Below are 22698 nucleotides of genomic sequence, written 5' to 3' on the forward strand. Positions count from 1 at the left end.
GAGTTGCCGACCGCTCGCCACAGCGCCAGCCGAACCCACGCCGGCGGCCCGTGGCACCGCCACCTCGGCGGTAGCTGACCGTCCACGAGCCGACGCCCCTGACTCACGGATCTTGTACCACGGCTTCACGAATCGCGGCCCTTGTTTCCGTTGTTACAGTGCGTCTGAACCCACGGTGAAATCGCGCACGTGTTTGTGTGACACGTACATGTTGATTTGTTGAACGGGGGATAGACATGCGAGGTGTAGGACGGACGGCGCTCGTCGCGACCGTACTGGTCGCCACGGCGGTGCCACTGAGCGGACTGGCCCGGGCACAGGCATGTGTGCCGGGATCGGATTTCAATGGGGACGGTTGCGGCGATCTGATCGTCGCGGATCCCGACGCGACCGTCGACGGCAAGGCTCGGGCCGGCCGGGTCAACGTGGTGTACGGCGGTGAGAACGCGGCCCGGCCGCTTCTCACCCAGGGCATGACCGGCGTCGGCGACACCGCCGAGACCGACGACCGGTTCGGCGCCGTCGTGCGCGCCGCCCAGATCAACGACGACGCGTACGCCGACCTGGTGGTCGCTGTGCCGTCGGAGTCGGTCGGCAGCGCCGACGACGCCGGGGTAGTCCAGGTGATCTTCGGTTCCGCCGCGGGGCTGGGCGGCGGCAAGAGCGGCATCATTCTCCGGCAGGGCGTGTTCGGCGTGCCAGGGGCGCCGGAGGCGGGTGACCGGTTCGGCGCGTCGATCGCGGTCAACACCACCAACCTCGACGGCGAGGGGTCGCCGGCGCCGGCGATCGCGTACGGCGCGCCGGGTGAGGACCTCGGGAGTGTGTCCGACGCTGGGGCGGCGGGTCTGGTGGCGTTCGACGTCAGCACCGGTGACGTGGCGCTGACGCGCGACCTCACGCAGGATTCGCCCGGCATCAGCGGGCAGGCCGAGCCGGGTGACCGTTTCGGCGCGGCCGTCGAGGTGTTCCAGGGTCCCGGCGGGTTCGGTTGCAACGCCAGCACCGCGCAGGGCTACACGATCGTGGTCGGCGTGCCCGGCGAGGACTTGGACAGCGTCCGGGATGCCGGCATGGTGCACATCGCTCGCGGGCTCGCCACCGATACTCCGTTGTCACAGGACACGGCCGGGGTGGACGGCGTCGCCGAAACCGGTGACCAGTTCGGCGCGAGTCTCGCCCTGACGTCGTTCTGTGAGCATGACGGACCGTCGCATGTGAAGTTGGCGGTCGGTGTGCCCACCGAGGACATCGGCGCGGCGGCCGACGCCGGGGCGGTGCATCTGTTCGCGACCGACGACGAGTTGCCGCTGCTGCAACAGTGGAGCGTCAACCAGGAAACGACATCGGTGGCCGGTGCGGCCGAGGCCGGCGACCGGTTCGGCACGACCCTCGCGCTCGGCGGCCCGTGGCGGGACGACCTCGGTGAGCCGGTCGTGGTGGGCGTACCGGGTGAGGACATCGACTCGGTTGCCGACGCGGGTTTCATCCAGGTCTTCGGTGACGGGACCACCGCGCCAGGCGACGGAGACGTCGGTTTGGCGCAGTCCGACCTGGGCGACCCGGCGCAGGCCGGTGACCAGTTCGGCGCTGCGCTCGCCGCGCGCTACCAGGCGCTGTTCGTCGCAGCCCCCGACGACGTGACCTACTCGACCGGCGTGGTGCACCTGATCGGTTGGGACACGGTGTTCGGCGGCGGCGGCGCGGACACCGTGATCGCTCCTGGTGTCGACGGCGTGCCGAGCGGCGCGGTCCGGTTCGGAGCGGCGCTGGCAGCCTAGGCTAGGACCAATGCCGGGTAGCTAAGGAACCGTGGCGGGCTTCAAGAGTGTCGCGAGACGAAGGTGGCGGTGTCTCGGTATAGGGGTTTGTCACTCCAAGACAGCCTCGTACCGGGAGCCCCACCCCACAACACAGCCACTCACGGCCAGTACCGCCCGAAATTACGGTTCGGGCTACGGCGGATCCGCGCAGAGGCGAGGGCGACAGCGGCTGGCCCGGTGCGGTGCCAGCGCTGCAACGTGGCCGGGGTGACCATGAACGTTGCCTACTGCGGTCGGGACAAGAGCCGGGCCAGGGCCGAGAGCACCGCCCGATCGGAGGGTTCCAGATCCAGGCGCTTGACCTGACGGCGCAGCACCGCGACCTGGTGGCGAAGGACGAGGATCTCGATCTCCTTCGCCCGCTCGCCCCGCAGGCCCAACACGATCAACTGCAGCACCTGACGCAGGACCAGGTATCCGAAAGACACGACCATACCGGTGGCGGCCGACGTGCCGCTCAGCCGAGCTACGGGCTATTCCTCTGCGATCCCTTAGGTTCCCCAGCCTGGCGGGATGTGGCCGATGCGTACGCGCTGCGGGTGGTCACCGACGCCGACCATGGCCACCCGCTGACCGGTCGCGAAGCTGATCGCCGACACCCGGTCGGCGCCGGCCTCGGAGATCACGCAGTCGCGACCGTCCCCGCTGACCGTGGCCCAGTACGGCTTGATCGCGGTGACCAGTTCGCCCTCCTGGAGCGTGGCCCGGTTCACCACCGTCGCGTAGTCGTCCATCGTGCCGGCCACGCAGAGCTTGGTGCCGTCCGGGCTCATCGAGAGGCCGTGGTGCCGGGAGTCGTTGACGAAGGTGGTCCGGTCGTCGGAGGTGGCCGGGTTCTTCGGCAGCGTCTTCACCCGGGTGATCGCGTCCGTCGCCACGTCGTACTCGATCACGCCGTTGAAGAACGACACCTGGAAGTAGAGCTTCGTCTCGTCCGGGGAGAAGACCGCCGGGCGCACCGCGTTGGACAGGTCGTCGCGGCCGAACGCGTCGAGGCGGGAACGCAAGTCGATGGTGCGTACCGTCTGGAAGGTCGTGGTGTCCACGACCGTGATGTGCCGATCGCCCTTGGTCCAATCCCAGATCGGATCGTCGAGATCGGTGTTGACCTCGCCGATCGACATGTTCCAGAGGAACCGGCCGTCGCGGCTGAAGATGTTCTCGTGCGGCTTGTCGCTGGTGGCGAACGAGCCCACCTGCTGCCCGGTGACGATGTTCAGCACGTGCACCTTGTTCGAGGTGGAGGCGGACACCGCGACCCGCGTGCCGTCCGGTGACACCGCCATGTGGTCGGCGCGGAAGCCGGTGACCGGGAACCGCCACCGGATCGCGCCGGTGTTCAGGTCCAGCGAGACGACGTCGGCGAAGCTCGGCCGCGAGGCGACCAGCGCGGAGCCGTCAGGTGTGGTGTACATGTCGTCGACGAGCTGGTCGTGGCCTTCGCCCGGGCCGTTGCGGATGCCGAGGAAGAAGGCCAGCCGGATCGGGTTCAGGAAGATCTCGGCCAGCCGCTGGGCGCGGTCCGGCACCACGTTGATCCGGCCGATCTTCTGGTACGCGCCGGTCGACTGGATGACGTCGACGGTGCCCTCCCAGTTGTTGCCCACGAACATCACCTCCCGCAACGGGGGAGCGGCGACGGCGGGCCCGGACAGACCGGCGACGACCAAGGCGGCGGCGACCACGGTCGCCAGGGGTCTCGACATTGCGGCGCCTCCAAGTTGTTACTTTTCAGTAACACATCGAAACACCTCAACTATTAATGCGATAGTTCCTCGCGTTCAACGAGAGGGCTGATTTCTGTGGGGCGGACACAACGGACCGACCTGGTGGTCGGTGTGTTGCGCGAGATGGCGGCCGACGAGGCGGTGCTCGACGAGCTGCTGGCCGCGGCGTCCACCGAGTCACCGGTGGTCGCCCGGCTCCCGGTCAAGGAGGGGCGCCGGCACGTCGCCGTGCTGCTCGCCGCTGGGCTGGCCGCGCTGCACCGGGGCGCCGACCCGGACGAGCGTGACCTCGCCGCCGCCACCCGGCTGGGCGCCGACCGGGCGGCGCAGGGCATTCCGCTGTCCGCGCTGCTCGGCGCGATGCAGGCCAGCCGTACCCGGGCTCTGGAGATCGCGATCCAGCGCGGCCGCGGTGCCGGCATCCCGGACGACACGCTGCTGTGGGTGCTGCCCGAGCTCGACCGCAGCACCGCGGCGCTGGAACGCGGTGTGATCAACGGCTATCAGGCCGCCGAGCGGCGGCTGGCCCATGATCGGGGGCGGGCTCTTCGCCGCCTGCTGCGCGGTGACGGGGCCACGGCCGAGGAGCTGGGGGTACGCGCAGACCAGCCGCTGCACTGCGTGGTGGCGACCCCGGGCGATCGGGGCGAGCTCGGTTGTGACGTGGTGGCCGCGATCGACGGCCATCTGGCCGGGCTGGCGCCGCGTCCGCCCGCCGGCCCGGTGGCCGGTCTCGTCGTCGTCGCACCGGCCGGAACCCTGGCCCAGGCCGCCGAGCGCTATCCGGCATGCGTGGCCGCGCTCGCGACGGCCGGCGGCAACGGCGTGTTCGACCTGCTGGACCTGGCGGCCGACGTCGCACTGGCCCGCCAGCCGATGCTGGCCGGCCTGCTCGCGGGCGCGCTGCCCGCCGCCCTGCGCCCGGACGACGACTTCCACCGGGAGCTGGTTACCACCGCGCTGTCCTATCTGGACCACGGGCGGCGGCTGGATCAGGCCGCGGCGGCGCTTTTCGTGCACCCCAACACGGTTCGCTACCGGCTGGGGCGGCTGCGCGAGATCGCCGGCCCGGAGGCCGAGCCGACCGAGCTGATGACGATGCGCGAGGCCGTCCGGCTCTGGTGGGCGCTGCGGTGCTGGCTCTCCGGAAATAAACCTTAGTTTAAGATTGCGGATGCCGGAACCTCATCCGTGCAGGCGGAGGCTCGTCGACGAGGCGTTCTGCGACGGGCGGGCCGCGTCGGGCCACTGAAGCGCAACCGGGCGCGCCCAGCTCGCCATCGGGGCGGGCTGGGCGTGTTGGGTTTCTATCGGCTCCGGGTGGGCATCGGCGCGGCGAGGGCGAGGACCGCGAAGGCGAGGACCGCGGCCACCGTGCGGACGGTGTGGGCGATCTGCCAGCGATCCCGCACGTCGGCCCAGTCGGAGGGCGGGGACTGGGCGTTCCAGCCGAGCTGGTCGGAGTTGATGGGCAGGTTGACGATGAGTGTGAGGCCGAAGATGAAGACCAGGAGGGCCAGGGCGGCGACGGTCAACCATCGGGTGTTCGTCTGGAAGGTCCGGTAGACCAGCACCGCTGTGGCGATCAACGCCGGCAGGAGCGTGGCCACGGCGAGCTTGTCGAGGGAGTCGAGTTCGACCAACCGGACCTGGGTGTAGACCGTGCTGTCGAAGCTTCGCAGCGAGAGCTCCAGGACGAGGACTCCGGTGAGAAACCCGGCGAACAGACCCGCGAACACGAGGCTGGCGAAACGCGCGTACTTGGTCATGATCCTGTGTGCTTCGGGGTGAAGGCGGCGCTGTGGTCTTCCGCCCAGGTGGCGTACGTGCGCGCCGGGCGTCCCAGCAGCCGCCGCACGGTGTCGGTGGTGGGTCCGGCTTCGCGGGCGTAGTCGGCCAGCGAGCCGAGCAGCCGGTTGGGTACCTCGTCGGGCAGGCCGGCGGCGAGCATGCCGCGACGGATCTCGTCCGGTGTGGCCTCGACGAACGACAGTGTCTGGTCGAGCGCGGCGCCGAGCGCGGCGACCTTCTCCGGCTGGCTCAGCGACTGCTCGCCGGTGAGCACATACGTCTGGCCGGTGTGGTCCGGCTGGGTCAGGGCGAGGGCCGCCACCGCGGCGATGTCGCGCTCGTCGATGGTCGAGGTCCGGGCCTGCGGGTATGCCCCTCGCACGGTCCCGGTCGCCTGGATCTGCCCGGCCCAAGCGAGGGTGTTGGCGGCGAAGTCGGCGCAGCGCAGGATCGTCCAGTCCAGGCCGGACTCCTGGGCCAGGTTCTCCACCGCCTGGAACTGCTGCCGGAAGCGCGCGTGCCCGGCCGGGTACGGCACGGTCAGGGACGACAGCACGACCACCCTCGTCGTGCCCGTTTCGCGGGCGTGGGCCAGCAGGTCGACAGCGGCGGCTCCGGCGGCGCGCGGGCTGAGCAGGATGGCCTCCACGCCCTGGAGGGTGGCAACCTCGCTGGGGTGGACGAGCTGTGTGTCCGCCGGGAGGTCGGCGTGCGGGTCGCGGGTGGCGGCGGCGACCTTCGCCCCCTGCTCAACCAGTAGCCGGACGGCGTGCCTGCCGACGACGCCGGTGGCGCCCGTAACCAGGATCATGACTAAACCCTTCTCCATGTCGTATCGTATGAGACTCAAACTATCTGAGCTTTGGGGATCAAACAATATGAGTCACGTAACATCTGGGAGCGGACGCGCCCGCAGGCAACTCACCACCCAGATCAAGGACGCCCTGCGCGACCTGCACAACCAGCTGTCGACGCTCAACCGCCAGGTCGGCGTCCAACTCGCCATCAAGGACACCGACATGGACTGCCTCGATCTCATCAACCGGCACGGGCCGCTGAGCCCCAGCAACCTCGCCCGCCAGGCCGGGCTGCACCCGGCCACCATGACCGGAATCCTCGACCGGCTCGAAAACGCCGGCTGGATCGCCCGCGAACGCGACCCCGCCGACCGGCGCGCGGTCACCGTCCGGGCCCTGCCCGACCGCGGCAGCGAGATGTACCACCTGTTCGCCGGCATGAACTCGGCGATGGACTCGATCTGCGCCGACTACGACGAGCAGCAGCTCGAACTGCTCGCCGACTTCCTCCGCAGGACCACCGACGCCGGACTCACCGCGACTCGCACCCTCACCGCCGGCACCGGCCCGTCAACCACCTGACCAGCGCGATCAGTCCGTGTGGTCGCGCTGGGCCTGGGTCGTTTCGCGGAGGACGGTCCAAGCGTCGGCCACCGGACCTACGTGGGTGAGCTTGTCGGGGTTGAGCACCGTGCGGATCGCCTGGATCTGTCCGTCGAGGATGTCGAGCACCAAGGTGTTGACGACCTTGCCATCGCGGTCGCGGAGGATCGCGCCCGGCTGGCCGTTGACCTGGTGCGGCTCCACAACGCCGCCGATACGGCCGAACGGCCCGATGAGCGCGGTAAGCAACCTGGTCACGTTGCCGGCTCCGGCGATCACACCCTTGCCCCACAGCGGGGCCTTGCCCCCGCTGTCGGAGACCAGGTGAACGTCGGCGGCCAGCAGTTCGGCCAGCCCGTCGACGTCGCCCTCCCGGAACGCGTCGAAGAAACGCTCGGCGAGTTCCTCGCGTTCACGCCGGTCGGCGGAGAACCGGGGCCGGCCCGCGTCCATGTGGCGGCGCGCCCGCACCACGAGCTGGCGGCACGCCGCCTCCGACCGTCCCACGGCCGACGCGACCTCACCGAAGCCGAACCCGAACACCTCCCGCAGCACGAACACCGCCCGCTCCAGCGGGCTCAGCCGCTCCAGCAGCAGCAGGGCCGCCATCGACACCGAGTCGGCCAGCTCCGCCGACCGCTCGGGGTCCTGGTAGGGATCGGTCAGCAGCGGCTCGGGGAACCACGGCCCGACGTACTCCTCGCGCCGCACCCGCGCCGAACGCAGCACGTCGATCGAGACCCGGGTAACCACCGCCGACAGGAACGCCTTCGTCGAGGCGGGCCGTGTCGAGGATGCCGCATAGCGCAGCCAGGTCTCCTGAACCGCGTCCTCCGCCTCGCTCACACTGCCCAGAATCCGGTACGCGATCGAGAACAGCAGCGGCCGCAGCTGCTGGAACTCCTCCGCCTGACTCACGCCAACTCCTTCTCGAAGCCCTGCCGCCACGACGGGTAGCTCAGCTCCCAGCCCAGCTCCCGCTTGGCCTTGGCGTTGCTGAAACCGCGTCCCTCGGTCATCAACATCACCGCCGCCGCCCCGGCCAACGGCCGGGCCAGCCAGACCGGAACCCGCATGGGCCGTTTCGCCCCCACACACGCGGCCAGGTAAGGCAGCCATTCGTTGGCCGGAGCCGGCTCGTCGTCGACGATGTTGAACACGCCCTTCGCCTTCTGCTCCACCGCCAGCACCGTGGCGCTCGCCGCGTCGTCCAGATGCACGAACGAGCAGTGGCCGGCGCCGCTCCCGACGATCGGGAACTGCCGCTTGCGTACCGGGCCGGCCAGGTCCTCGATGGTTTCCGGCCCGTAGAACCAGCCGTAGCGAAGAACCCCGCCGCCGGCCTTGAGGACCACGTCCTCGACGTGGCCGATCGCCGCCATGCCAGGCTCCGCCGGCGTCCCCCTCATCAGGTCCAGCCCGTCCTGCTCGGTCTTCACCCAACCGCCCTCGCGGACGCCGTTCCAGCCGCCGTAGCTCTGCGCGATGACGTGGGTCACGCCGGTCGCCTCGGCGGCGGCCATCAGATGGTCCGTCCCCTCGGCGCGCAGCCGGTTGGTGCCGGCGAACCACCGATCCATGTGCTTCATGTCGGCCTTGCCCGCGTGCCCCACGGCAATCGCGGTCATCTGATGCACGATCACGTCCGGCTGAGCCCTGGCCACCGCCTCACCGACCGACGCCGCGTCCAGCCCGTCCATCACGACGCCGTCCGCGCCCAACTCCTCCAGCATGGCCAACTTCGCCGCGCTCGTCGTCGTAGCCGTCACCTGATGCCCCCGAGCCACCAGCAGCGGCACCAGCCGCCGCCCCACAACCCCGCTACCGCCCGCCACGAACACCCGCATGATCATCACCCTTCCAGATCAACATCCTGTCTCTGCGACCCGAGACGAGACAGCACGTCGGCCTGTGACATGGGCGGCAAAAGCGCTGGTCTACGTGGCGGCGAGGCGGAATCGCCGGCGGTACGCCGCGGGTTCGGGCCGGTCGGGGCTCCCGACGGCCGGTCGGGCAGAGTGGCCGTCGGTATTGCCGGCGAACGCTGTTCTCAGTCCTGCGGGTTCGCGGTCGCTTGGTCGAGGGTCCCGTGCGCCTCGATCGAGAGGTCCTGCCCGTCGGCCCAGGTCGTGAGCCGCTCGGCGTAGACCTGCTCGATCATCTGGTGGAAGCCCTGGCCGAAGAGCACCCGCAGCGGCGGCTGGTCCGAGTCGACAATCTTGAGCAGTGTCTGGGCCGCGGCGACCGGGTCACCGGCGGGCTTGCTGCCGGCCATCTGGCCGAGGCGCTGGCGCAGACCGTCGTAGGCTGGGTTGAGCTGGGCCATGTGGCCGTTGTCGAGCGGGTTCGGGTTCTTGCCCTTTCTGGTGGCGAAGCCGGCGGGCTCGATCACGGTCACCTTGATGCCGAACTCGGCGACTTCACGTGCGAGCGTTTCGTTGAGCGCTTCGACGCCCCACTTGGAGATGTGATACGCGCCGCCGAGCGGCATCGCGATCAGGCCGGCGACCGAGGATAGCTGGACGAAGTGCCCCGAGCCCTGCTCCCGCAGGTGGGGCAGCGCTGCCTGAATCACCCACACGGCGCCGAACACGTTGGTCTCGAACTGGTCGCGCAGCTCCTGTTCGGACAGTTCCTCGATCGCGCCGACCTGAGCGTAGCCGGCGTTGTTGACGACGACATCGAGGCGACCGAAGTGCTCCCTGGCCCGCTTCACGCTTTCGAAGACGGCGGCCTTGTCGGTCACGTCCATTTCAAGCGGAAGTACCGCGTCGCCGTACGTGGCGACGAGGTCGTCGAAGCTTGCCGTGTTGCGGGCGGTCGCGGCCACCCGGTCGCCGCGGGACAGAGCGGCCTCGACGAAGTTGCGGCCCAGGCCGCGCGACGAACCGGTGATGAACCAGACCTTGCTCATGATGTCGTCCTTTCGTTGGTGGTTGGCTGTTGAACATGAGATGGCGGCGGTCCGACCGCTGTGACAGTGCGTCCGCGTGACCTGTGCCACGCGCCGGTCACCAGGCGACGGGTCCCGGGCGGTCGACGAAGATGCCGGTCGGTCCGTCGGGGCCGAGAATCGCGAGCCCGATGATCGAGTCGGTGCCCTCGGTGACGGTCAGCCGGCCGGTGTGATGGTTCATGTCGGTAGCGGCGAACTTGCGGTGGGCGACCTCTCCGGGGGTGGCGATGTTGAACTTGGTCTCCGGGAGCGCATGCGCGTACCGGATGGTGATCATGTTCAGGACCGCCTTCGACGGGAAAGGGGTCGGCCTGACGCCTCTACCTGCGGGTAAGGTGCGACGGGTGGAGATCCGGTCCAGGCCGTCCCCCGCCCGCTCGCAACCGGGCGGTCACGCGCGCGCGGTCGAGGCCCTCCGGGAGTCGTATGCGGCGGTCCCGGCCGGGCGCCCGGTGCGGCTGGCCAAGCGGACCTCCAACCTCTTCCGGCAGCGCCGGTCCGGGCCGGCCACGGTCGGGTTGGACGTGGCCCGGCTCGACGGCGTGCTCAGCATCGACCCGGACGGGTCGACCGCCGACGTGCAGGGGATGTGCACGTATGAGCGGCTGGTCGACGCGACCCTGCCGCACGGCCTGATGCCGCTGGTGGTGCCGCAGTTGCGGACCATCACGCTGGGCGGGGCGGTCACCGGGCTGGGCATCGAGTCGACCTCCTTCCGGCACGGTATGCCGCACGAGTCCGTGTCCGAACTGGACATCTTCACCGGAGCCGGCGAGCTGGTCACCGCCCGGCCCTCCGGCGAGCACGCCGACCTGTTCGCCGCGTTCCCCAACTCCCAGGGCAGCCTCGGCTACGCCACCCGCCTGCGGATCGCGCTGCAACCGGTCCGGGCCCGGGTCGCGTTGCGCAACGTGCCGTTCCGCGACCTCGACGCGATGATGGCGGCGGTGGACGAGGTGATCGCCACGGGTGCCTGGGACGGCCGCCCGGTCGACGCGATGGACGGGGTGATGTTCGCGCCACAGGAGGCGTACCTGGTGCTCGGCGAGTTTACCGACTCCCCCGGTGCGACCAGCGACTACACGGGGCAGGCGATCTACTACCGGTCACTGCGGGAGCGCCGCACCGACCTGCTCTCCACGTACGACTATCTTTGGCGCTGGGACACCGACTGGTTCTGGGTGTCGCGGGCGTTCGGCGCCCAGCACCCCGCGCTGCGCCGGCTGTGGCCGGCCCGGTACCGGCGCAGCGACGTGTACCACCGCCTGCTGCGGCTGGAGGAACGCCATCAGGTGGCGGCCCGGATCGACCGCTGGCGCGGCAATCCCGTGAGGGAGCGGGTGGTGCAGGACGTGGAGCTGCCCACCGAGCGGACGGCGGAGTTCCTGCGCTGGTTCGCCGAGCGGGTGCGGATGTCCCCGGTCTGGCTGTGCCCGCTGCGGCCGCGCGAGCCCGCCGGCCCGGGCTCCGCCCGCCGTTGGCCGCTCTACCCGCTGGAGCCGGGGCGGTCGTACGTCAACGCCGGCTTCTGGGGCACGGCGGAGATCCTCCCCGGTGCCCGCGACGGCGACGTGAACCGCGCCATCGAACGGTGGGTCGCCGACTTGGAGGGGCACAAGACCCTCTATTCGGACGCGTTCTACGACCGGGAGACCTTCGACCAGTTGTACGGCGGCGACGCCTACCGGGCCGCGAAGCGGCGCTACGACCCCGATTCCCGGTTGACCGACGTATACGACAAGGTGGTGCGACGGCAATGAGCCTGACGAATCGGAAACCCATCCCCTCTCCCCGTCCCCCGTACGGCCGCGCGGTGCCCACCGTGGCCGACGTGGTGCGGGAGGTCACCAGCGAGAGCTCGACGATCCGGATCACCGGGTACGACGGCAGCGCCACCGGGCCCGCCGACTCCCCCGCCACCGTGCACATCGCCTCCGAGCGCGGGCTGTCGTACCTGATCACCGCGCCGGGCGAGCTGGGCCTGGCCCGGGCGTACGTGGCCGGCGACCTCGAACTGCCCGGTGTCCACCCGGCGGATCCGTACGACGCCCTGCGCCAGGTCAAGGCCGGCCTGCACCCGCGGGTGCCGTCGCCACGGGCCGCGGTGGCGCTGGCGCGCGGCCTGGGTTGGGAACGGTTGATGCCGCCGGCCCCGCCGCCGCAGGAGACGGTGCCGCCCTGGCGGCGGGCGGTGCGGGGACTGCGCCACTCGCGGGACCGGGACTCCGACGCGATCCAGTACCACTACGACGTGTCCAACGCCTTCTACGAGCTGGTGCTGGGCCCGACGATGACCTACACCTGCGCGGTGTACCGCGACCCGGGCGACACCCTGGAGCAGGCCCAGACGGCCAAGTACGACCTGGTCGCCACCAAGCTGGCGCTGCGGCCGGGAATGCGGCTGCTGGACGTCGGCTGCGGCTGGGGCGGCATGGTCCGGCACGCCGCCGGGAAGTACGGGGTGCGGGTGCTCGGCGTGACCCTGTCCCGCCAGCAGGCACAGTGGGCCGGGGAGGCCATCGAGCGAGAGGGACTGACGGAGCTGGCCGAGGTCCGGTGCATGGACTACCGGGACACCCCGAGCGGGCGGTTCGACGCGGTCAGCTCGATCGGCCTGACCGAGCACATCGGGGTGGCCAACTACCCCCGCTACTTCGCCGCGCTGCGGGACCGGCTGTGCCCCGGGGGCCGGCTGCTGAACCACACGATCACCCGGTCGAACAACCGGGCGCGGCACCGGTTCGGGCCGTTCATCGAGCGTTATGTCTTCCCCGACGCCGAGCTGGCGGGCCCCGGTCGGGTGATCAGCGAGGCGCACGACGCGGGGCTGGAGGTACAGCACTCGGAGAATCTGCGCCGGCACTACTCCCTGACGCTGGCCGCCTGGACCCGCAACCTGATGGACCGCTGGGACGACTGCGTGGCCGAGGTCGGGCCGGGCACCGCGCGGGTGTGGGGGCTCTACATGGCCGCCGCCCGGCTGGGATTCGACACCAACGACCTGCAGTTGCACCAGGTCCTGGCCTCCCGGACGACGGCGTCGTCCGACGACTTTCCGCTGCGGCCGGACTGGGTGGCGTAGCCGGCGTACGCCATGGGCGGTGGTGGGTCCGCCGCGCCGCACCGGCACGCGGACCCCGCCCCGCGGTCAGCCGGCGATGATCTTCTGCTCGGTGCGATCGCGCCCGGCCCCCGCGATCTTTCAGGGGCTTGGCGCGTTCGGCGATGTACCACTCGAAATTGCGGTTCGGGCTACGCTGCCTGCGAGTATTCGTTGATCTTTCCGTTGAGGATCTTCGTACGGCGGATCCGCGCAGAGGCGAGGGCGACAGCGGCTGGCCCGGTGTCCGTGGCGCTCCGGCGGCACGCTTCCGCCGGGGCGATGCCAGCGGCTCAGAGCCTCGGCGCCGACCACCCCGGAACAGGTGGAGACGACAGCCGAGCACCTTTCATTCCTGCTCGAAGGCTCGATGGCACGCGCCGGTCTGGAAGGCGAGCAGAACCGTCTGCGACGCGCCCGGACCATTGCCACTGAGCTGATGAGCAGGCTGCAACCGAATACCGCGGGGTGACAACTTTCCGAACCGTGCGGATCGGCGCCGGGTCAGTTGAACTCCATGCCCCCGTTGACGTTGAACGCTGACCCGGTGATGTTGCGGGCCTTGTCGGAGGCGAGGAAGGCGACCATCGCCGCGATGTCCTCGGGATCCTGGAGGCGGCCCAGCGCGATGCGGTCGTAGAACGTCTGCCAGACCGCATCCTGGTCCTTGCCCGCCATCGCGGACATCCTCGAGACCACGCCCTCGTGCAGGTCGGTCCGGATCACGCCGGGGCACACCGCGTTGACGGTGACATCGAAGGCGGCCAGTTCCCGCGCCATCGTCTGCGTCATGCCCACGACTGCCCACTTGGAGGCGGCGTACGGCAGGATGTTGGGCGACGCCCGCTTGGCGACCACCGACGAGATGTGGACGATGCGCCCGTACCGCCGGGCGATCATCGTGGGTGCGACCGCCTTGGTCGTCAGGAAGACGCCCTTGGCGTTGATGTCCATCACCCTGTCCCATTCCGCCTCCGTGAGCTCGTGGAACGGCGCCGGGTTCGGGCCCACGCCGGCGTTGTTGACGAGGATGCCGATCTCGCCGAGGTCGGCGCGCACCCGGCCCGCGAGGTCGTGGCTCGACAGTTCGGACCGGACGTCGTGCTCGTACGCGACGGCCTGTGCGCCGGAGAGCCGGAGGTCTTCGGCCGTCGCCTTCGCAGCGGAGGTGTCGATGTCCGCCACCGCGACCGCCGCGCCGTCATCTGCCAGCGTCTGGGCGATCGAGCGCCCCAGCCCGCGTGCGGCTCCCGTGACGATCGCGACGCGTCCGCTCAGTGGCCCGGTCACGAGACACCCCACAGCTTCTTGAAGGCGTCCTCGTAGACCGTGGGGTCGCCGAACCACGCGCCGGACTCGTACGCGGCGCTGTCCACCTGGATGTCGGCGATGGACTTCTTGGTGTAGGTGCGCAGCGGGATCTTCTCGCCGTGCTGGTCCGCCATCGGGTCCAGGCCGAGCATCTGACGAACGAGCATGTCGACCGAGGCCCACGCCTCGTAGTTGATGTCGCCGCCGGTGTCGGCGAACATGGCGCCGGATCGGATGCCCTGCAAGGCGCCCAGCGTGCCGTTGACCGACACGATCTTGACCTGGCCGGCCTTCTGCTGCTGCGTCACGCCCTGGATCGCGCCCTGGGCGACGACGTCGAACTGCGCGTACACGTAGTCGACGTCCGGGTGCTGCACCAGACCCGTGGAGACCAGCGACGGCACGTTGCCGAACTGGCTGCTGTTGATCTCCAGCTTGTACAGCTCGCAGCGGGGGCAGTTCTTCGCGAACTCCGGCTCGATGCCCTTGACCACCGAGTTCGTCGTGGCCTCGCTGTCGTTGACCGCGATCAGCAACACCTTCGCGTCCCCGCCGGAGTCGGCGATGATCTGGTCGGCGGTGATCGCGCTCTGCAGGACCTCCTGGCGGTCGAAGGCGCTGACCGCGGCCGCGTACTGCTCGGGCACCTCCTGGTTGATGTTCAGCGCGACGGTGGGGACCTTCCGATCCACGACGCTCTGGTACGCCTGCGGGGCCAGCTTGGGCGGGATCGAGTCGGTGATGATGCCGGCGGCGCCCGACGACGTGGCCTGGTTGAAACAGCTCGTGATGTCGGCGGGATTGGAGTTCCCGTTGCAGACGGTGATCGACAAACCGAGGGTGCCGGCCGCCTTCTTCAGCAGATTGGCCTGCGTCTGGAACAGCGGCGGTGCGGTCAGGATCGGGATGTAGAAGATCCGCTTGCCGCGTAGCTGCGCGGCGGCCTGGGTGACCGGTGGGAAGTCGATGCTGACCGGCGCTCCGGTCTTCGCATAGGTGTCGACGACCTGCTTGGCCGCGTTGACCTGTTCGGGGCTCGTCACGGCGCCGGACGACTTCGTCGCCTCCTGGCAGGCGCTCAGGAGGAGTGTCGTCGACACCGCGATCGCCAGTATGGTGGCGCGATTTGGGCCGGTGGTGCTCATGAGGTTTCCTTCCGGATCTGACGTCGATGCTCAGTGCGGGGGCGTGCGCCTCAGGGGCGCTGGGCGCGGCGGCGCACGAGCGTGGAGACGGTTACGGACAGCACCAGAGCGGCGCCGTAGAAGACCTGGCTGATCCAGCCGACGTACCCGAGGAGCTGGAGGCCGACGATGCCGGTGACCAGGAAGTAGATGGCCACCCACGACCCCAGTGGGTTGAACCGTCCCGGCTGGATTATCGCGGTGCCCAGGAACGTGGCGGAGAACGCCGGCAGCAGGTAGAGCTGGGACTGGCTGGCGTCGTAGCCGCCGACCGTGGAGGCGAGCAGGACGCCGCCGACCCCGCAGATGAGACCGGAGACGACGAAGGCGCCGAAGCGGATCCGGCGTACGTTGATGCCGGCCAGGCGGGCCACCTCGGGGTTGGCGCCGACGAAGCGCATGTTGCGGCCCAGCGGGGTGAACGCCAGCACGTAAGCGAGGGCGAGGGTGAGGATCACGCCGTAGTAGAAGGAGATGGGCAGTCCGAGCACGGGGTAGTTGGAGAGCTTGGCGAATTCGGTGGACAGCCCGCTGACCGCGGTGAGGTTCTCGACCTTCAGGGCGATGCCCAGCACGAGGGTGCCCATGCCGAGGGTGGTGACGATCGGGTCGATGCCGAGGAAGACGACGACGAACCCGTTCGCCGCTCCGACCGCGACCGCGGCCAGGACGGCCGCGACGCAGGCGAACCAGATGTTCTGCCCGTGCAGGACGACCAGCACGGGCACGACCGTGGCGGCGAGGCCCAGGTTGGAGGCGAACGAGAGGTCGAACTCGCCGACGACGAAGGTGCAGATCAGCGCCATGCACAGGAACACCAGCGCCTGCTGGGATCCGAAGATGGCCCGGAAGGTACCCGGGGTCGGAAACAGGTCGGGGACGAGCACGGCGTAGCAGACGGCCAGTGCCGCCCACACCGCGATGACGGAGAACCTGCTCGGCTGGATCCGTGCCGCGAGCGACGGCCGAGTTCGCGTCCCGGTCGTGGGCGGCGGTTCCGTTGCGGTCGCGGTCATGGTGGTCGGTCTCCTGACGTCGGCGCGGCGGTCAGAGGGAGTCGAGGATGTCGGCGGCGGTGAACCGTCCGGTCAGCCGGCGGTGTTCCCGGCCGTCCCGCAGCACGAGGACGTCGTCGCAGACGTAGGCGAGGTCGGTGGCTTCGACAGAACAGATCAGGACCGCGGCGCCGGCGTCGGCGGCCGCCCGGACCGCGCGCAGGATGTCCACTCGCGCGCCGACGTCGACCGCCTGCGTGGGCTCGTGCAGCAGGAGCACCTCGGGCTGGTTGAGCAGCCACTTGCCGAGCAGGAGTTTCTGCTGGTTCCCGCCGCTGAACGAGGCCGCGGGCAGGTCCGGGGCCGGCGGCGTGATCCCGAGCAGGTCGACGATCTCGGCGAACTCCCGGCGTTGCCAGCCCTTGCCGATCAGGAACGGGTTCGCGTGCCGCCGCAGCCGGGGCAGGGTGACGTTCTCCAGGGCCGTCATGGCCAGCGCCAGGCCTTCCTGGGTCCGCTGCTCGGGCACGTAGGCGAGGCCGGCGGCGATGTGCTCGGGCACGGTGCTGCGGGCGAGGTCGAGCGTGTTGTCTCGCTCGCCGGCACGGACCGTACCGGTCATGTCGGACCGGGCGCCGGCGAGCGCGGCGGCGAGGATCTCGTGGCCGGCGTCGGTCGCGCCGGTCACGCCCAGCACCTGTCCGGGCCGCAGGTCGAGGTCGAGGCCGGTCAGGGCGCCGCCGCGCAGGCCGCGGGCGGTCAACGCCGGCCGCTCGGTGCCCGGCGCGCGCGTCTGGGCGGGCAGGTCGGCGAGTTCCACCTCGCGGCCGAGCAGCAGACGGGCCAGGGCCGCCTCTGTCAGGCCGCCGGTCTCCACACCGGACGCGCGGGCGTACCCGTCCTGGAGCACGGTGACCCGGTCGGCCAGCAGCAGCACCTCGTCGAGGCGGTGGCTTACCACCAGGACCGAGGTTCCTTCGGCGGCGAGGGCCTTGACGACCTCGTAGAACTCCGGCAGCGACGCGCGCGGAAGCGACTGGGTTGACTCGTCGAAGACGATGCAGCCGCGCCCGGAGGCGTGGCTCTGCAGCGCGCGGGCGATGGCGACCAGCGCGCGCTGGCCGGGACGCAGGTCGCCGAGGCGCGCTCGGGGATCGATCGCCGATCTCAGCCGCCGCAGGGTGGCCGCCGCCTCGGCCACCTCGGTGCGCCAGTCGATCCGGCGGGTGAGGCGGTGCCGGCGCAGGCGTCCCATCCGGATGTTCTCCACGACGGTGGCGTCCTCGATCAGGCCGAGGTCCTGGTGCACGAAGGACAGTCCGTGCCGGTTGAGCTGGGCCGGCCTGGTAGGCAGGTCGAGCATCTCGCCGTCGACCCGCAGCCGGGCGCCCGGGTCGGGGGCGATCACCCCGGAGAGGATCCGGACGAGCGTGGACTTGCCCGAGCCGTTCTGGCCGACCAGGGCGTGGATCTCTCCGGGCTCCAGTTCCAGGCCCACCTCGGTGAGCACCCGGCTGGGCCCGTACGTCTTGGACGCCTGCGCGAGCGCGAGCCGCGGCGTCGCCGGAGTGGTGTCCGCGATGAGCGGTTCGAGGATCTCGCGACGATCGTTCACGTGCCCTCCTCGGCGGTCTCGACCATTCACCGGTCACTTCGGCGTCACAGGACCGTAACACCTACCGAGGTAGGTAGCACAAGGGTCGATTGGGCCGAGTCCGCTGCTTGACTGCGGTCTGACCGAGCAGCTAGCGTCCGTAATACCTACTGACGTAGGTAGCCGCAGGAAGGAAGAGCCCGTGCGTCTGGCCGGAGTGAGCCCGTTCCCCGAGGAGTTCGCCGCGCGCTATCGAGCACGGGGCTACTGGGACGACCGGCTCCTGATCGAGCACTGGGAGGACGCCTTCGACGCGTTCGGCGACCGGGTGGCGGTCGTCGACGATCAGGAGAGCTGGACCTACGCCGAGCTGGCGCGGCGATCGACCAGGCTGGCCGGCGTCCTCGTCGACATCGGCCTGGGCCCGCGCGACCGGGTGGTGGTCCAGCTTCCCAACACCAATGCCTTCGTCTGCCTCTATGTCGCGCTCCAACGCATCGGCGCGATACCGATCATGGCGCTGCCGTCGCACCGCTTCCGTGAGGTCGAGCAGTTCGTGCGGCTCTCCGGTGCGGTCGCCCTGGCCTCGACGGCACGCGCGAAGGACGCCGACTTCACCAAGATCTTCGACCGGGTCGCGGCGGACCAGCCGTCGCTGCGATGGCACATCGCCCTCGGCGCCGGCGACACCACGGGCGACAAGCGACGCCTCGACCTCGCCGAGCTGATGGCCCGATCGCCGATCGCCGCTCCGCGGGACCTCATCGACCTGCGCGCCGGCATCGATCCGGAGGACCCCGCGGTCTTCCAGCTCTCCGGCGGCACGACCGGCATTCCCAAGCTGATCCCGCGCAGCCACAACGATTACGCGTTCAACTCGCACCTCGCCGTGTCGGTCTGCGACGTCCGCCCTGGCGACGTCCTGCTGGACGTGCTACCGATCTCGCACAACCTCCCGCTCGCCTGCCCGGGACTGCAGGGCTTCCTGTTCGCCGGAGCCACCGTGGCGTTATCCACCTCCACCCGCACCGCCGACGTGTTCGCCCGCATCCAGCGCGACCGGTGCACCCACATGCACGTGGTGCCGGCCCTGCTGATCAAGCTGATCAACGACCCGGCGGCCACCGGCGCCGGCCTCGGCTCGATGCGGGTCATCCAGAGCGGCGGTCAGCGGCTGCAACCGGAGACCCGGCGCGGAGCGCAGCGGGTCTTCGCGAACGCGACCGTGCAGGAGAACTTCGGCATGGCCGAGGGGCTGCTCATGTTCGTGCGGCTCGACGACCCGGAAGAGGTGCGGATGGAGACCGTCGGGCGGCCCATCTGCGCCGACGACGAGGTTCGCCTGGTCGACGCCGACGGTCGTGACGTTCCCGACGGCGAGGTCGGCGAGCTGTGGGCGCGCGGGCCCTACACGCTGCGCGGTTACTACAACGCGCCGGAGCACAACGCACGAGCCTTCTCGCCGGACGGGTTCTACATGTCCGGAGATCTCATGTGGCGCCACCCGTCCGGCAACTACGTCGTGGCGGGCAGGACGAAGGACCTGATCAACCGGGGCGGGGAGAAGATCTCGGCGGAAGAGGTCGAGAACCTGATCCTCACCCACCCCGCCGTGCTGAACGTCGCCTGCGTCCCGGTCGATCACGAGGTGCTGGGCGAGCAGATGTGCGCCTGCGTCATTCTCCGGCCGGGCGCACGGCTGACGCTCGCGGACCTGATCGCCCATCTGACCACCTACGAGCTGGCCAAGCACAAGCTGCCCGAGCACCTGCGGATCCACGACGCGTTCCCGCTCTCGCCGGTGGGCAAGGTCTCCAAAAAGGACCTCGTGGCACAGCTACGCGCCCGGTTGGCCGATGAACTACCTACCTGAGTAGTACACTAACTCGGGATCGCACCTGTTGGCCGATCCCCGGGAGACGGGCCCGAACGATAGCGAGCAGCATGACGAACTCGGACGGCGCACCCAACGCCCTCATCCAGGCGCTTCTGGAGCTCGGCTTCACCCAATATGAAGCCAAGTGTTACGTCGGCCTGATGAGCGCCCAGCCGCAGACCGGATACCGGGTGTCCAAGACCACCGGTGTCCCCCAGCCCAAGGTGTACGAAACACTGCGCAAGCTGGTCGCGCGCGGAGTGGTCAGCGAGATCGCCGGCGATCCGACGCTGTTCAGCGCCATCCCGCCGGATGCGCTCCTGCGCCGCCTCGAGGACACCTTCGACCGCCGGCTCGAGGAGGCGAAGGCCTCGGTCCGGGCCATGGCGTCGGCCGAACTGCCCCGCGACCTGGAGTATGTGGAACGGCTGGAAGGCGTTCAGTCCGTGCTCGTCGCCGCCGGGGACGCGCTGGCCGGCGCGACCCGCCGGATCTATCTCTCGACCAGCGCCGACGAGCTGTCCCTGCTGCGGCCCGCCGTCGAGCAGGCCGTCGCACGCCAGGTCGACATCGTGATCCTGGCCTTCGGGCGAGGCAAGTTCGACATCGCCGGCGCCCGGGTGTTCCGGCACGCCTCCACCGACGGCGCGATCTTCCGGCATCACCAGGCGCGTCATGTCGCGCTCGTGGTCGACTCGCGCGAGACGGTCAACGCCATCGCCGCGGACGGCATTGAATGGCATGGCATCCGCACGTCGAGCGCGCCGGTCATCGCGGCGGTGAAAGGCTTCATCCGGCACGACATCGACCTGCAGCAGATCTTTGCCGACTTCGGGCCGCAGCTAGTGCAGGCGTACGGACCGGGGCTGCAGTTGCTGGAGAGCTATCGGCAGGACCCGGCCACCGCCGCGGAGGCGGCTCCGGCACGCGCTCGCACCCGGGCCGAGAAGCTGCGGACGGGCTGATCGAGCGGAGTCTCAGCGGCCCGCGATGCTCGCCCGCATCGCCTCGACCCCGGTGACGAAGCCGGGCAGCGTGGTCGACCAGCGCTGCGCCTCTGTCTCCAACCGCAGCGCCTCGCCATGGGCGCTCAGCTCGTCCTCCGCCCGCAGCGAGGCCACCATGCGGCGGGCCAGGTCGCGCTCGACCCCGGCGAGCCGCGCGAGCCGTCGCGCCGCGGCGGCCGCGGGCGTGTCGTCCACCGCGAGCACCAGCCCGTCGCGCAGGGCGGACTCGGCATCCCACGCCTCGGAGAGCAGGCACGCCGCGGCCGCTCGCTGATAGCCGACGGCCCGCCGCAACAACCAGAGATGTCCCCCGCCGGGATGCAGGCGCAACTGGGCGAACCGGCTCTCGAAACGCGCCCGCGGGCCGGCGAAGCGCAGGTCGCAGGCGAGCGCGAGGTTGAAGCCGGCGCCCACCGCGGCGCCGTCGACCGCGGCGGCGGTCAGCAGCGGCGACCGCAGCACCCGCAGGAAACCCTCATACACTGCCGCCACCGGACCGAAGTCACCGTCCGCCGCGCTGAGCAGGGTGTCGAGCTGAGCGCCCGCGCAGAACGCTGGACCGCGAGCGGCGATCACCACCGCGGTGACCGACTCGTCGGCCTCGGCATCGTCCAGGGCGGTGGACAGCCCGTCCACCATCGCCGTCGACAGCACGTTGCGCCGATCCGGGTCGTTCAAGGTCACCTGCGCCACGGCCGGGCCCGCCATCGTCAACTCCACCAGGGTTGTCATGGGCCGACCGTATCCTAATACCTACTTGAGTAGGTACTATCGATGCATGAAGTCTGTGGTCTTGTGCTCCGTGGTGCGGACACCGATCGGTCGGGCCGGCAAGGGCTCCCTGCGCGAGGTCCGGCCGGACGACCTGGTCGCCGGTGTGATCGCGCGGGCGGTGCGGAGCGCCGGGGTCGACCCGTCGATGATTGACGATCACGTTCTCGGAACGGGGTACCCGGAAGGGAAGCAGGGCTACAACCTGGCCCGGCGGGCCGGTCTGCTCGCCGGGCTCCCGGTGGGCCTGCCGGGGTCGACCGTCACCCGGTTCTGCGCCTCCAGCATGCAAGCGACCCGGGTGGCCGCCCACGCCATCATGACCGGGGAGGCGCTGGCCTACCTGGTGTCCGGCGTGGAGTCGGTCAGCCAGGTGGGCCGGACTCTGACCGACGAGCACCGGCATCCGGCCCTGTCCGCCGGCGGCCCGCTGCCGGATGTCTATGTGCCGATGGGGATCACCGCCGAGAACGTGGCCGCCCGGTTCGGCGTCGGCCGCGAGGAGATGGACGCCTTCGCCGTCCGCAGCCACCAGCGCGCGGTCGCGGCGGCCGCGGCCGGCTTCCACGCTCGGGAGATCCTTCCGGTGGATACGCCGGCCGGCGTGGTCGCCGCGGACGACGGCCCGCGACCGGGCACCTCCCTCGAACGGCTCGCGCAGTTGCGGCCGGTGTTCCGCGACGACGGCGTGATCACCGCGGGGAACTCCTGCCCGCTCAACGACGGCGCAGTCGCCGCCATCCTGGCCGACGAGGACTTCGCCGAGCAGCACGGGCTACCGGTGCGGGCGCGCATCGTGGCGAGCGCCGTGTCCGGCATCGACCCGGCGATGATGGGCGTCGGCCCCATCGAGGCGATCCGGACGCTGCTCGCGCGCACCAAACTCACCATGGACGACATCGACCAGGTGGAACTGAACGAAGCCTTCGCCAGCCAGGTGCTCGCGGTCAGCCGCGAGACCGGCATCGACGTCGACGGCCAGTTGAACCCGCACGGTGGCGCGCTGGCCCTGGGGCATCCGTTCGGGATGACCGGCCTGCGCCTGGTGGGGACGCTGGTAAACGGCCTGGAGGCGAACGGCGGCCGGCGCGGCATCGCGACGCTGTGCGTGGGCGGTGGCCAGGGCATGGCGATGCTCGTCGAGCGGGTGTGACGCCCCCCTC

The 22698-nt window shown here is 70.2% G+C and carries 22 protein-coding genes; 9 read left to right on the forward strand and 13 right to left on the reverse strand.

Translation table 11 applies throughout. The features are described from left to right. The first annotated feature begins 236 nt into the window (after positions 1–236). A complete protein-coding gene (locus tag ACZ6TI_RS36555) occupies positions 237–1781 on the forward strand; it encodes a hypothetical protein (RefSeq protein ID WP_465349807.1) in 1545 nt (514 codons plus the stop codon). A 266-nt stretch (positions 1782–2047) separates the two neighbouring features. On the opposite strand, the gene ACZ6TI_RS36560 is transcribed toward ACZ6TI_RS36555, so the two are convergent. Continuing rightward, positions 2048–2251: a hypothetical protein gene (locus ACZ6TI_RS36560; protein ID WP_465349808.1), complete on the reverse strand. Its 204-nt coding sequence runs from the start codon at positions 2249–2251 to the stop codon at positions 2048–2050. Between the two features lie 63 nt (positions 2252–2314). Beyond that, the gene (locus ACZ6TI_RS36565; protein WP_465349809.1) at positions 2315–3529 is read right to left on the reverse strand and encodes a YncE family protein; all 1215 of its coding nucleotides are present in this window, start codon (positions 3527–3529) and stop codon (positions 2315–2317) included. 96 nt (positions 3530–3625) lie between these two features. On the opposite strand from ACZ6TI_RS36565, the gene ACZ6TI_RS36570 reads away from it, so the two are divergent. Then, the gene (locus ACZ6TI_RS36570) at positions 3626–4711 is read left to right on the forward strand and encodes a helix-turn-helix domain-containing protein (RefSeq protein WP_465349810.1); all 1086 of its coding nucleotides are present in this window, start codon (positions 3626–3628) and stop codon (positions 4709–4711) included. Between the two features lie 146 nt (positions 4712–4857). Here ACZ6TI_RS36570 and ACZ6TI_RS36575 read toward each other — a convergent pair whose 3' ends face one another. Both ACZ6TI_RS36575 and ACZ6TI_RS36580 read right to left on the reverse strand, forming a co-directional pair. Then, a complete protein-coding gene (locus ACZ6TI_RS36575) occupies positions 4858–5319 on the reverse strand; it encodes an anthrone oxygenase family protein (protein ID WP_465349811.1) in 462 nt (153 codons plus the stop codon). Beyond that, entirely contained in the window at positions 5316–6152 is an 837-nt protein-coding gene (locus tag ACZ6TI_RS36580; RefSeq protein WP_465349812.1) for an NAD(P)H-binding protein, read from the reverse strand. Before ACZ6TI_RS36580 ends, ACZ6TI_RS36575 begins: the two co-directional genes overlap by 4 nt. Before the next feature lie 67 nt (positions 6153–6219). Between ACZ6TI_RS36580 and ACZ6TI_RS36585 the strand changes: the two genes are divergently transcribed. Continuing rightward, positions 6220–6720, forward strand: a complete 501-nt coding sequence (locus tag ACZ6TI_RS36585; RefSeq protein WP_465349813.1) for a MarR family winged helix-turn-helix transcriptional regulator — start codon at positions 6220–6222, stop codon at positions 6718–6720. A 9-nt stretch (positions 6721–6729) separates the two neighbouring features. On the opposite strand, the gene ACZ6TI_RS36590 is transcribed toward ACZ6TI_RS36585, so the two are convergent. From ACZ6TI_RS36590 to ACZ6TI_RS36605, 4 genes are all read right to left on the reverse strand, one after another. Continuing rightward, positions 6730–7659 carry an RNA polymerase sigma-70 factor gene (locus tag ACZ6TI_RS36590; RefSeq protein ID WP_465349814.1) on the reverse strand — a complete coding sequence of 310 codons (930 nt, stop codon included), beginning with the start codon at positions 7657–7659 and terminating at the stop codon, positions 6730–6732. Further along, positions 7656–8588, reverse strand: coding sequence for an NAD-dependent epimerase/dehydratase family protein (locus ACZ6TI_RS36595; protein ID WP_465349815.1), 933 nt, complete (start codon positions 8586–8588; stop codon positions 7656–7658). The genes ACZ6TI_RS36590 and ACZ6TI_RS36595 overlap by 4 nt, the downstream gene beginning before the upstream one ends. Positions 8589–8791: 203 nt before the next feature. Next, positions 8792–9745: an SDR family NAD(P)-dependent oxidoreductase gene (locus ACZ6TI_RS36600; RefSeq protein ID WP_465349816.1), complete on the reverse strand. Its 954-nt coding sequence runs from the start codon at positions 9743–9745 to the stop codon at positions 8792–8794. Between the two features lie 7 nt (positions 9746–9752). Beyond that, positions 9753–9974, reverse strand: coding sequence for a hypothetical protein (locus ACZ6TI_RS36605; protein ID WP_465349817.1), 222 nt, complete (start codon positions 9972–9974; stop codon positions 9753–9755). A gap of 73 nt (positions 9975–10047) precedes the next feature. Here ACZ6TI_RS36605 and ACZ6TI_RS36610 point away from each other — a divergent pair, with 73 nt between their 5' ends. The 3 genes from ACZ6TI_RS36610 (at position 10048) to ACZ6TI_RS36620 (ending at position 13269) form a co-directional block, all read left to right on the forward strand. Next, positions 10048–11457 (forward strand): FAD-binding oxidoreductase, encoded by a 1410-nt coding sequence (locus ACZ6TI_RS36610; RefSeq protein ID WP_465349928.1) that lies wholly within the window; start codon positions 10048–10050, stop codon positions 11455–11457. After that, complete coding sequence (locus tag ACZ6TI_RS36615; RefSeq protein WP_465349818.1) at positions 11454–12779, forward strand: class I SAM-dependent methyltransferase; 1326 nt, start codon at positions 11454–11456, stop codon at positions 12777–12779. Before ACZ6TI_RS36610 ends, ACZ6TI_RS36615 begins: the two co-directional genes overlap by 4 nt. Positions 12780–13122: 343 nt before the next feature. After that, on the forward strand, positions 13123–13269 hold the full coding sequence (locus tag ACZ6TI_RS36620) for a hypothetical protein (protein ID WP_465349819.1): 147 nt from the start codon (positions 13123–13125) through the stop codon (positions 13267–13269). A gap of 32 nt (positions 13270–13301) precedes the next feature. On the opposite strand, the gene ACZ6TI_RS36625 is transcribed toward ACZ6TI_RS36620, so the two are convergent. The 4 genes from ACZ6TI_RS36625 to ACZ6TI_RS36640 are packed head-to-tail and all read right to left on the reverse strand — an operon-like array spanning position 13302 to position 17902. Continuing rightward, positions 13302–14087 carry an SDR family NAD(P)-dependent oxidoreductase gene (locus ACZ6TI_RS36625; protein ID WP_465349820.1) on the reverse strand — a complete coding sequence of 262 codons (786 nt, stop codon included), beginning with the start codon at positions 14085–14087 and terminating at the stop codon, positions 13302–13304. Continuing rightward, entirely contained in the window at positions 14084–15253 is a 1170-nt protein-coding gene (locus ACZ6TI_RS36630) for a sugar ABC transporter substrate-binding protein (RefSeq protein ID WP_465349821.1), read from the reverse strand. The genes ACZ6TI_RS36625 and ACZ6TI_RS36630 overlap by 4 nt, the downstream gene beginning before the upstream one ends. A gap of 50 nt (positions 15254–15303) precedes the next feature. After that, the gene (locus ACZ6TI_RS36635; protein ID WP_465349822.1) at positions 15304–16308 is read right to left on the reverse strand and encodes an ABC transporter permease; all 1005 of its coding nucleotides are present in this window, start codon (positions 16306–16308) and stop codon (positions 15304–15306) included. Between the two features lie 31 nt (positions 16309–16339). Further along, positions 16340–17902: an ATP-binding cassette domain-containing protein gene (locus tag ACZ6TI_RS36640; protein ID WP_465349823.1), complete on the reverse strand. Its 1563-nt coding sequence runs from the start codon at positions 17900–17902 to the stop codon at positions 16340–16342. Between the two features lie 181 nt (positions 17903–18083). Here ACZ6TI_RS36640 and ACZ6TI_RS36645 point away from each other — a divergent pair, with 181 nt between their 5' ends. Then, positions 18084–19754 (forward strand): (2,3-dihydroxybenzoyl)adenylate synthase, encoded by a 1671-nt coding sequence (locus ACZ6TI_RS36645; RefSeq protein ID WP_465349824.1) that lies wholly within the window; start codon positions 18084–18086, stop codon positions 19752–19754. A 71-nt stretch (positions 19755–19825) separates the two neighbouring features. Further along, positions 19826–20722, forward strand: coding sequence for a TrmB family transcriptional regulator (locus ACZ6TI_RS36650; protein ID WP_465349825.1), 897 nt, complete (start codon positions 19826–19828; stop codon positions 20720–20722). 12 nt (positions 20723–20734) lie between these two features. Here ACZ6TI_RS36650 and ACZ6TI_RS36655 read toward each other — a convergent pair whose 3' ends face one another. Then, on the reverse strand, positions 20735–21496 hold the full coding sequence (locus tag ACZ6TI_RS36655) for an enoyl-CoA hydratase-related protein (RefSeq protein WP_465349826.1): 762 nt from the start codon (positions 21494–21496) through the stop codon (positions 20735–20737). Between the two features lie 46 nt (positions 21497–21542). Here ACZ6TI_RS36655 and ACZ6TI_RS36660 point away from each other — a divergent pair, with 46 nt between their 5' ends. Then, positions 21543–22688, forward strand: a complete 1146-nt coding sequence (locus ACZ6TI_RS36660; protein WP_465349827.1) for a thiolase family protein — start codon at positions 21543–21545, stop codon at positions 22686–22688. Positions 22689–22698: the final 10 nt, after the last annotated feature.

It is taken from the genome of Actinoplanes sp. NPDC051388, from assembly GCF_055586225.1.

What these genes read in the sequence shown, in the direction of transcription:
- ACZ6TI_RS36565 (WP_465349809.1), bottom strand. Translation starts at nt 3,529, where the DNA reads ATGTCGAGACCCCTGGCGACCGTGGTCGCCGCCGCCTTGGTCGTCGCC.
- ACZ6TI_RS36595 (WP_465349815.1), bottom strand. Translation starts at nt 8,588, where the DNA reads ATGCGGGTGTTCGTGGCGGGCGGTAGCGGGGTTGTGGGGCGGCGGCTG.
- ACZ6TI_RS36575 (WP_465349811.1), bottom strand. Translation starts at nt 5,319, where the DNA reads ATGACCAAGTACGCGCGTTTCGCCAGCCTCGTGTTCGCGGGTCTGTTC.
- ACZ6TI_RS36650 (WP_465349825.1), top strand. Translation starts at nt 19,826, where the DNA reads ATGACGAACTCGGACGGCGCACCCAACGCCCTCATCCAGGCGCTTCTG.
- ACZ6TI_RS36660 (WP_465349827.1), top strand. Translation starts at nt 21,543, where the DNA reads ATGAAGTCTGTGGTCTTGTGCTCCGTGGTGCGGACACCGATCGGTCGG.
- ACZ6TI_RS36630 (WP_465349821.1), bottom strand. Translation starts at nt 15,253, where the DNA reads ATGAGCACCACCGGCCCAAATCGCGCCACCATACTGGCGATCGCGGTG.
- ACZ6TI_RS36615 (WP_465349818.1), top strand. Translation starts at nt 11,454, where the DNA reads ATGAGCCTGACGAATCGGAAACCCATCCCCTCTCCCCGTCCCCCGTAC.
- ACZ6TI_RS36555 (WP_465349807.1), top strand. Translation starts at nt 237, where the DNA reads ATGCGAGGTGTAGGACGGACGGCGCTCGTCGCGACCGTACTGGTCGCC.
- ACZ6TI_RS36580 (WP_465349812.1), bottom strand. Translation starts at nt 6,152, where the DNA reads ATGATCCTGGTTACGGGCGCCACCGGCGTCGTCGGCAGGCACGCCGTC.
- ACZ6TI_RS36585 (WP_465349813.1), top strand. Translation starts at nt 6,220, where the DNA reads ATGAGTCACGTAACATCTGGGAGCGGACGCGCCCGCAGGCAACTCACC.
- ACZ6TI_RS36635 (WP_465349822.1), bottom strand. Translation starts at nt 16,308, where the DNA reads ATGACCGCGACCGCAACGGAACCGCCGCCCACGACCGGGACGCGAACT.
- ACZ6TI_RS36605 (WP_465349817.1), bottom strand. Translation starts at nt 9,974, where the DNA reads ATGATCACCATCCGGTACGCGCATGCGCTCCCGGAGACCAAGTTCAAC.
- ACZ6TI_RS36655 (WP_465349826.1), bottom strand. Translation starts at nt 21,496, where the DNA reads ATGACAACCCTGGTGGAGTTGACGATGGCGGGCCCGGCCGTGGCGCAG.